The following is a 9468-nucleotide window of genomic DNA, read 5'->3' on the forward strand; positions in this document are numbered from 1 at the left end:
GACGCAGAGGACCAGCCGATGAGCGCCCTCGCGTTGTCCGTCCTGCTGTCCCTCGTCTCCGCGTTCGCCTACGCGGGCGGGGCGATCGTGCAGGAGCGCGTGGCGGAGTCCTCGCCGGGCGAGCAGTACGCGCCGTTGCGGCGGCCGGGCTGGTGGGCCGCTGTCGCACTGAACGGCCTCGGTGGGCTGCTGCACGTGGTGGCGCTGGCCTACGGGCCGCTGAGTCTGGTGCAGCCGCTCGGCGCCCTGACCATCGTGGTGGCCCTGCCCATGGCGGCGCTGTTCGTCGGGCGCAAGGCCGGTGCCACGGCCTGGCGGGGCGCGATCATGGCGACGGTCGGACTCGCCGGTCTGCTGTCCCTGGTCGCCGCGTCGGACGCGCAGTCCCTGAGCGCGGCGGAGCGGGTGGCCGTCGCCGTCGTCACGGCCGGTGTGGTCGTGGCTCTGATGATCGCCGCCCGGGCCGCGCACCGGCACCCGGCGGTCCGCAGCATGCTGCTGGCGACCGCCTCCGGTATCGCGTTCGGCATGTCCTCGGTGTTCACCAAGACCGTCGCGGTCGACTGGACCGGCGGTGTGTCGGCGGCTGACGTGCCGTCCCTCGCCGTGATCGGCGTCCTCGCGACGGCCGGCATGCTGCTGTCGCAGGCCTCCTACCGGGGCGCCGGCCTCGCGGCCCCGCTGGCGACACTGACGGTCGTGAACCCGGTGGTGGCGGCCGCGGTCGGCATCACGATGTTCGGAGAAGCCTTCCGCTACGGCACGACGGGCACGGCGCTCGCGCTGAGCTGCGGTGTGGTCGCGGCGGGCGGCCTGATCCTGCTGACGACGGAGCGGCTGACGCACGGGCAGCCCGCGGGTGCGGAGGGCCGGCCGGCGGCCGGGCGGGTGCTCGCGGCCGAGGCCGCCGGTGCCGGTTCGGTGGAGGTGCCCGCACGGATGGGCGGGGTGCCCGAGAGCGTGGACGGCCGGCCCGAGCCCGTGGCAGCGGGAGCCGAGGTCCTGCGCGCCGGTGGGCGCCTGCTCGTGGAGGACGTACTCGCGGCGGGGCCGAGGGCTGGAACGGTTTCGGCGGTGCTCGTGCCGGGGCCGGGGACTCCTGCGGCTGTACTCGTGCCGGGGCCGGGGACCTCTGCTGCGGTGCCGGTACCGGGGTCGGAGGCCACGGGGCCGCGGGGCGAGCAGGAGACCCCCGCGGAGGTGCCGGACGCCGCGGACGCGGTGCTCGTGCCCGGGCCGGATGCCGTTGCCACGGCGGCAGCGGTGGTGGCTTCCGCGGCGGGCGCCTCGTACGAGAGCGCGGAGCCGTCGGTGGCGGCGGCCACCGACGACGAACGCCCGCTCTCCTACGTGCCCTTCTACGGCATCCCGTACGTTCCGCTGCCCACGGTCGACCGGCACCGCATGCGTGTCAGATCCTGACGCCGCCGGCCCGGAGGTACGCCACCGGGTCGACGTCCGAACCGAAACCGGGCCCCGTCCGCACCTCGAAGTGCAGATGCGGGCCCGAGCTGTTGCCGGTGGAGCCCGAGCGGCCGATGCGCTGGCCGGCGCTCACCGACTGCCCGTCCCGCACGGAGATCGCCGACAGGTGGGCGTACTGGCTGTAGCGGCCGTCGGCGTGCCGGACCACGACCTGGTAGCCGAACGAGCCACCCCATCCCGCGCTGACGACGCTGCCCGCCGCGACCGACTTGACCGACGTGCCCGTGGGCACGGGGAAGTCGATGCCGGTGTGGTAGCCCTTCGACCAGGAAGCGCCCGCCTTGCGGTAGGGCGTCCCGAGGGAGGCGCGGACGGGGGCGACGAGGCCCTGCCGGGTGGCCGTCGACCGTCCGGCGCGCTCCTTTCCTGCGTCCTGGGACCGCTCCTTCGGCCGTTCCTTGGCGCGGTCCTGGACCGGCTTCTTCGTCGAGGGCTTCGCCGACGGCGCCGGCCGGTGCGCGGGCCGCGTCTTCGTGGCGCCCTCGCCGCGCAGCGCGAGGCGCTGGCCGGGCACGATCAGATCGGGGTCGGACCCTATGGCCGAGCGGTTGGCCTCGTACAGGCCCCGCCAGCCGCCCCGGACGTCCTGGTCGTCCGCGATGCCGGAGAGGGTGTCGCCGTGCACCACGGTGTACATCTCGGCCTTGCCCGCCCGGGACTGCGGCGTGGACTGCGGCCGTACGTCCTCGATCGAGGTCTTCTTCGTGCTGTCCTTCTTCGTCGTGCGCTCGGCGGCCGGCCGGATGTCGGGCTCGCCGCCGCCCCGGGTCAGTCCGGCCCGAACCGAGCAGACCGGCCAGGCACCGGGACCCTGTCCGTCGAGGACCTTCTCCGCGACGGCGATCTGCTGGTCCTTGCTCGCCAGGTCCGCGCGGGCCGCGTAGGCCCGGCCGCCGTAGGCCTCCCACGTGGACTGGGTGAACTGCAGTCCGCCGTAGAAGCCGTTGCCGGAGTTGATGCTCCAGTTGTTGGTGGACTCGCAGGCGGCGACCTTGTTCCAGGTGTCCATGTCCGCCGCCTGGGCGGCGCCGGTGCCCATGAACGGCAGTGCCATGCCCGCGCCGCCCGCCGTGACGGTGAGCGAAGCGCGGTTGATCCTGTTCGGCTGATACCGGCGGTGCCGGCCGCGTACGGCCATCGGATGCCCCCTAGACATGCGTCAGGAGGGGCAAAAGTAAGCGCTGCGAACCGGCCAGAACAAGACGCGTATCGGCCGCCCGGGAGTCCAAATGGCCGGTATGAGGCCCCTGTTGTGCGACGTGCGCCACGGTGGTGCACCGTGGACGGCACACGGTGCGCGGGTGCGCCGTGCGCGGGGACGCGTACGTCGGCTGAGTGCGACGGGGCTCTCGTCCGTATCAGCCTGCGCCACGCCGTGCGACCCGCGCGTGCGGGCGAAGTAGCGGCACGTCAGGATGGTCGCGGGAAATGCCCGAGGGCACCGCCCACCGGCAGCACCGATACCGAGGTCTTTAGGAGCGAACCGAATGAGCAGTACAGCGCAGATCGGCGTCACGGGTCTCGCGGTCATGGGCCGCAACCTCGCCCGCAACTTCGCCCGCAACGGCTACACGGTCGCGGTGCACAACCGGACGCCCGCGCGCATGCACGCCTTGGTGGACGAGTTCGGCGGCGAGGGGGAGTTCGTCGCGTGCGAGAGCGCGAAGGACTTCGTCGCGGCGCTGGAGCGGCCACGGCGCCTGGTCGTGATGGTCAAGGCCGGTGAGCCGACGGACGCGGTGATCCAGGAGTTCGCGCCGCTGCTGGAGCCCGGCGACATGATCATCGACGGTGGCAACGCACACTTCGCGGACACCCGGCGCCGGGAGCGAGACCTGCGCGAGCAGGGCATCCACTTCGTCGGCATGGGCGTCTCCGGCGGCGAGGAGGGCGCGCTGAACGGCCCGAGCATCATGCCGGGCGGCCCGAAGGAGTCCTACGACTCGCTCGGCCCGATGCTGGAGAAGATCTCGGCGAAGGCCGCCGACGGCTCGCCGTGCGTCTCCCACGTCGGTCCGGACGGCGCCGGGCATTTCGTGAAGATGGTGCACAACGGCATCGAGTACGCGGACATGCAGCTGATCGGCGAGGCGTACCAGCTGCTGCGGGACGTCGCCGGGTACTCCCCCGCCGAGATCGCGGAGATCTTCCGGACCTGGAACCGGGGCCGCCTCGACTCGTACCTGATCGAGATCACGGCCGAGGTGCTGTCGCACGTGGACGCCGAGACGGGCAAGCCGTTCGTCGACGTGGTGGTCGACCAGGCCGAGCAGAAGGGCACCGGCCGCTGGACCGTGCAGATCGCCCTGGACCTGGGCGTGCCGGTGTCCGGCATCGCCGAGGCGGTCTTCGCGCGCTCCCTGTCGGGCCACGCGGCCCTGCGGGACGCCTCGCGCGAGCTGGCCGGCCCGAAGGCGCAGCCGCTCAGCGAGGCGGAGGCCCGGGCGTTCGCGGACCGGGTCGAGCAGGCACTGTACGCGTCGAAGATCGTGTCGTACACGCAGGGCTTCCACGAGATCGACGCCGCCCGTGGTGAGTACGGCTGGGACATCGACCTCGGCGCGGTGTCCGCGCTGTGGCGGGGCGGCTGCATCATCCGCGCGGCGTTCCTGGACCGGATCCGCGCCGCGTACGACGCCCGGCCCGACCTGCCGAGCCTGCTGTCGGACGCGACGTTCGCCCAGGAGATCGCGGACGCCCAGGACGACTGGCGCGAGGTGCTGGTCGCCGCGACCCGCCAGGGCGTGCCGACGCCCGGCTTCGCCGCGGCCCTCGCCTACTACGACGCCCTGCGCGCGGAGCGGCTGCCGGCGGCGCTGACGCAGGGGCAGCGGGACTACTTCGGTGCGCACACGTACCGCAGGGTGGACCGCGACGGCTCGTTCCACACGCTGTGGGGCGGGGACCGGTCGGAGATCTCCGCGTAAGGGCTGCCGCCGAGGGACGTGAGCGGGGCGGTGGACGGCACGGGTGCCGTCCACCGCCCCCTTCGCTTGCCGGGGTCAGGACAAGGGCGGACCCGGTTCCGGGTTCGGTACGGGCTCCGGCCCCGGTCCCCCCGGGGCCGGCGGGGGCTGTGGGTTCGGCACCGGGTCGGGATGCGGCTCCGGGCGCTGGGGATCCGGGCCCGGCGTCGGGGCCGGCGGCACGGGGTCGGGAATCGGGTTCGTCATCAGGTCCTCCAGCCAGTGGGACGACTCCGGCTCTGGACTACTCCCCCGCCTACCCGACCCCCGCCTCGGCAGTCACTCCCTGGCGGGACCGGGAGGGGACCAGGTGGGGGTAAGGGCGGTGGGATGTCGCGGTCGCCAGGTTCGGGAGCGGCCGGGGTGGGGCGTTCAGAAGCGGCCGGGATGGGGCCGTTCAGAAGCGGCCGGGGTGGGTCCTCAGCCAGTCCTTCGCCGCTGCCAGCAGGTCCTGGCGGGCCGAGGAGGCCTCGTCGGGGTGGCGTTCGATCCACCGGGTGACGTAGGGGCAGAGCGAGGCGACCGCGATGTGCTCGCGGCGAGCGAGGGCGAAGAGCTCGCGCGCGAGCGAACCGGCGATGCCCTTGCCCTCGTGGGCCGGCTCGACGATCGTGTGGACGGGCACGAGCGCCCGCTCGGGGCTTTCGAGCACGAAGTACTCGATGTGGCCGACGACTTCGCCGTCGGACACGGCCTCCAGCCGGCCTGCCGCCCGGTCGTCACGGATCTCCGGGTCGCTCATCGCCACGCTCCTCTTCTGTTCTCGTCCACTGTTCGCGGCCACTTGTTCGCGTCCACTGATCGAGTCCGCTTGTCCGCGGGCCCACTGATCGAGTCCGCTTGTTCGCGCCCGCTGTTCGCGGTCAGGCCCCGGCGGTCTGCGGGCTGCGCTGCTGGTCCGAGCCGGGCACCGGCTCGGACGGGTCCGCGCCCAGGGCCACGATCCGGTTGTCGCGGTCCACGTGCACGACCCGGGGGGTGAGTGCCCGCGCCTCGGCGTCCGTCACCTGGGCGTAGCTGATGATGATCACCAGATCGCCGGGGTGGACGAGATGGGCGGCGGCCCCGTTGATCCCGATCACGCCGGATCCGCGCTCGCCCTCGATGACGTACGTCTCCAGCCGGGCGCCGTTGGTGATGTCCACGATGTGCACGAGCTCGCCGGGCAGCAGATCGGCGGCGTCGAGCAGGTCGGCGTCGATGGTCACGGATCCCACGTAGTGCAGGTCGGCCTGGGTGACGGTGGCTCGGTGGATCTTGGACTTGAACATGGTGCGCAGCATGTTGAACTCCTGGATGACGGCTCCCTGCCTGCTTTGTGCAGGTCAAGGGCGGTCTCGACTGTACACCGGGATACGCCGGTAGAGGATTGTGAGGAACATCGCTCCGCTCGGGCGAGACGGCTTCCCGCCAGGGCTTTTGCGCCGCACCGGCGCCTGATCGGGCAACCCTCCGGGAAAAGCCCGGCGACTCATGCTGACCGGATCCTGACTTACCTGGTGAGCCATCAAAGATGCGGGAGACCACTCTGCACACGGACGACGCGGGGTGCCGTGCGCGTCGGTGAGGAAGTGATGCTTCGAGCCTGGCCGTGCACGGTCAACCTGACTCGGGCCGACTTTTGGGCTGCTTCGACCTCGCTTGGCCTGCACGTGCGAGGCGTCAACGGTGACGCGGGAGAAGTCCAGGCGGTCCGCCGCCCGCAGCCGGTCCAGGAGCACCCGCTGGAGTTCCTCCCACACCCCGGCCTCCTGCCACTCGGCCAGCCGCCGCCAGCAGGTAGGCCCGGAACCGAACCCCAACTCCTGCGGCAGGTACTCCCACTGGATCCCGGTGTAGACGACGAACAGCACACCCTGCAGCGTCTTGCGGTCATCGATCCGCTTGCGCCCCGGATACCGGAACCGCCGCTCATGCTTCGGCAGCAGCGGCTCGACGACCGCCCACAGCTCGTCACTGATCTCCCACGGCTTCCGCCGTGCCACGGACCACCCCCACAAGGACGGAATCACTTCCACTTCCACCCTGCCCCAGGAAGATCATTCCGAAAGAACCCCTTAGCCTCGTGTTGATCGCTAGACGGTTACCGCGACGCTCCCGCGAGGATGTCGGCCAGAACGAAAATGCATTGGCCCGAGGTCATGGACACGGCCGAGGCACGCCGTCAAGGTCCTCATACTGGCGGTTCAGGAGATCCGCGCGTACGACCAGACGGCCGCCGGGAGTTCGCGCCGCAGCCTCCAGGTGACGGCCATGGGGCTGCTGCCGGTGTGGCTGGCATACTCGGCCGGGCCGAGGAACGTCCAGGGCTGTGGGCTACCGATGTCGCTGGTCCTGTCCGGCCGGAGGAACAGCAGGACATCCGTGCCCATCTCGACGTGGTTCCGGTACCGCAACCCCGTGCGGGACGTCTCGGAGGTGTGGCTCGGGGATTCCCAGTGGAACAGGGTGGGGCTCAGCGCGTAGTCCTTCGCCCGCGTGATGAACAGCGCGTCGGTCCTCGTGGACTCGCACCACTTCACGCCTTGACGGAAATCGGTCGGCAACGGGCCGCGGATTTCCACCTCATTCAATGCCGAGAGGATCTCTTCCCGGGTGTAGGAGGCGTGGACGGTCAGAGGGACGTCGCGCCTGCCGCCCACGGCGCGCAGGGGAATCGGGACACGCGTGGTGCATTCCAGGTTGTACGCCAGGACTTGGCGAAGTTCTGCCCGGAACGCGTGTTGTCGGCGCAGGGCCGCGAAACCCTCGTCGTAGCTGGTGAAACCGTCACGCGTGATGCCGCCAAGCGGCCAGAGCTGGAAGAAGAGCATGCGGGCGTACGCCCGGTCCCGCTCATCCAGATCGCCGTAGTGCGGGGCGTCGTCCTCCAGCATGCGTGTGTAGGCCTGGACCCGCTCTGGGTCGTCCACGTGGAGGAAGGCACGGACCCGCGCCAGGAGTGCCTCCTCTCCGTCCGGAGGATCGCCCGGCAGCAGATGGGTGCGGCGCAACAGCCCGGTCCACGAGACGCTTCTGCCCTGGTAGAGCTCGGTGATTTCCCGCCCGCTCCTGCGCAGGTACCGCCCGAGTAACGGCTCCTCGTACTCGGCGACTTCGCGGGCCCGCTCGACGAAACTGGCCCCCAACTGCGCCCTGATGTGGTCGGCGAGACGCATCTTGGCCCCGTCGTCGAGAACGATGCTGCAGCCGGTCGGCAAGTGAGGGAAGTGTTCGATCTGATCCAGCAGTTGTCGGCGTGTCAGGCTCGTCATGGCGCGGAACTGGTTGTCGAGGCGAAACTCCTTGCGGTGGTACCCGATGAAGTCGAGCACAGTGAGCACCGCCTTGTCGGCGGTGCGGCGGAGGCCGACCGAGAGTTGCTGAAGGAACCCCACGGTGCTCGACTTCGGGCGCAGCAGGAGCAGTGTGTCGACCTCGGGGATCGCGTGTTGCTCGTCGAGCAGGTCGACGCAGAAGACAGCCTGCAGTTCGCCGGCCCGGAGCGAGGAGAACACCGCCTGGCGCCTTGTGTGCGAAAGCCGCGAGGACAGGGCCACGGCGTCGAGGCCGGCACCGCGGAAGCACTGCGCCATGAATTCGGCATGTGCTACGGAGACGCAGAAGCCGACGGCCCGCATGGCCCTCGGGTCGGCAATCGTGTCCCGGACGGCTCGGAGGACCAGCCGTGCCCGTGCCCCGTCGGCGGAGAGCAGGCTGGACAGCGCGGCACCGTCGTACTCGCTCCGTCTCCAGTCCAGCGAGCGATAGTCGATGCCGTCGCCGAAACCGAAGTAGTGGAGAGGGGTGAGCTGATCGCTTTCCAGCGCATCCCGCAACCGCATCTCCGCGGCGATACGGCCGTCGAAGAACACGTCCTGAATATTCATGCCGTTCACGCGTTCGGGAGTCGCCGTCAGGCCGAGCAACTCCAACGGCCTGAAGTGGTCCAGGATTCTCCGGTACGTCGGCGTGGCCGCCCCGCGGAACTCGTCGATGACGATCACGTCGAAGTGATCAGGCGCCAGTGCGCCCACGTGTCTCCCGAGTGACTGCACAGTGGCGAACACGTGGTTCCAGCCCGCGGGGACAGCCCCGCCGTACAGCGACTCTCCGAAGCCCGGGTGCAGGAGGACGTCTTCGTAGACCTGGCGCGCCTGGTCCAGCAGCTCGATGCGGTCCGCGACGAAGAGCAGCCGCAGGTCTCGCTGGTGCTTCTCGCGCAGACGCCGGTAGTCGAAGGCCGACATGACCGTCTTGCCGGTGCCGGGGACGGCGACGAGGAGGTTGCGGTGCCGGTCGTGGATCTCACGCTCGGCGTCCAGCCGGTCGAGCATCTCGCGCTGCGCGCTGCTGGGCACGTACCGGGCAGGAGTCGGCTCGGCTGGCTCGGCCGGCTCGAGGCCGAGGAGACGGGCCGTCGCAGCGGCCGCCTGGGCTAGGGGCCGGAGTCCTGCGGGGAGATGTTCGCGGCTCTCGGGAGAGTGGAGGGCGGCGAGGATTCCCCGCGGGGCCTGGGGATGGGCGGCGAGGTGGTCGGTGAGGACGACGTGGGCGTCCCACGCCTGGTCGCGGCTCAGGAGTCCACGCAGATGCCCGGCCGCGGCGGGGTGGAAGCGGTACACGAGCTCCGCATCCTCCTGCCGTGCGGCCGTGAGCAGCCCGGCGGTGAGGAACTCGGCGATGTCGGCGACGGCCGCCTCGGGGACGAGGCGTTCGCGCAGCACGTCGAGGACGGGCAGGGTGAACGCCTCGAGCGAGGAAGCGGCGACGGCCAGCCGGACGGCGGGGGAACGCGGGTTGTCCGTGAAGGCCACCGCTGCCGCTGTGGCGCGTATGTCGGTGGCCGCATGGGTGTCGGGCCGGACGTCGGACGGGTGCGGAGCCCGGCTGCGGGAGGGCATGCTGCCAGAGGCCGGAACGAGGACGGCCGCGCAGCCGTGGGGGTCGGTGCGCATCACGGTGCGTGCCCAGGAGAGCATCTGGCCGGGATCGAACTGCAGCACGGGCAACGCCTGCCAGGGGTGCGTCCCTGGGG

6 protein-coding genes and 1 pseudogene are annotated in these 9468 nt (G+C 71.1%); 2 read left to right on the forward strand and 5 right to left on the reverse strand.

The window, feature by feature from the left end:
• The first annotated feature begins 18 nt into the window (after positions 1–18).
• Positions 19–1422, forward strand: coding sequence for a DMT family transporter (locus K4G64_RS13240; RefSeq protein ID WP_221756232.1), 1404 nt, complete (start codon positions 19–21; stop codon positions 1420–1422).
• Here the strand turns inward: K4G64_RS13240 and K4G64_RS13245 are convergent.
• On the reverse strand, positions 1412–2623 hold the full coding sequence (locus K4G64_RS13245; RefSeq protein WP_221756233.1) for a transglycosylase family protein: 1212 nt from the start codon (positions 2621–2623) through the stop codon (positions 1412–1414). The genes K4G64_RS13240 and K4G64_RS13245 overlap by 11 nt on opposite strands.
• A 349-nt stretch (positions 2624–2972) precedes the next feature.
• Here K4G64_RS13245 and gndA point away from each other — a divergent pair, with 349 nt between their 5' ends.
• Positions 2973–4412 (forward strand): NADP-dependent phosphogluconate dehydrogenase, encoded by a 1440-nt coding sequence (gene gndA, locus K4G64_RS13250; protein WP_221756234.1) that lies wholly within the window; start codon positions 2973–2975, stop codon positions 4410–4412.
• 436 nt (positions 4413–4848) lie between these two features.
• Here gndA and K4G64_RS13255 read toward each other — a convergent pair whose 3' ends face one another.
• The 4 genes and pseudogenes from K4G64_RS13255 to K4G64_RS13270 all read right to left on the reverse strand — a co-directional run.
• Complete coding sequence (locus tag K4G64_RS13255; protein WP_221756235.1) at positions 4849–5193, reverse strand: GNAT family N-acetyltransferase; 345 nt, start codon at positions 5191–5193, stop codon at positions 4849–4851.
• Positions 5194–5314: 121 nt separating this feature from the next.
• The gene (gene panD, locus K4G64_RS13260; RefSeq protein WP_221756236.1) at positions 5315–5734 is read right to left on the reverse strand and encodes an aspartate 1-decarboxylase; all 420 of its coding nucleotides are present in this window, start codon (positions 5732–5734) and stop codon (positions 5315–5317) included.
• Positions 5735–5989: 255 nt separating this feature from the next.
• Positions 5990–6436 (reverse strand): annotated as a pseudogene (locus K4G64_RS13265) (IS5 family transposase); the annotation flags it as partial.
• Positions 6437–6637: 201 nt separating this feature from the next.
• Positions 6638–9468 (reverse strand): DUF3427 domain-containing protein (locus K4G64_RS13270; RefSeq protein ID WP_221756237.1); only part of this gene is annotated, 2831 nt, incomplete at its 5' end.

The sequence above is a fragment of the Streptomyces sp. WAC04114 genome, from assembly GCF_019733245.1.
Classification (GTDB): Bacteria; Actinomycetota; Actinomycetes; order Streptomycetales; family Streptomycetaceae; genus Streptomyces; species Streptomyces massasporeus_A.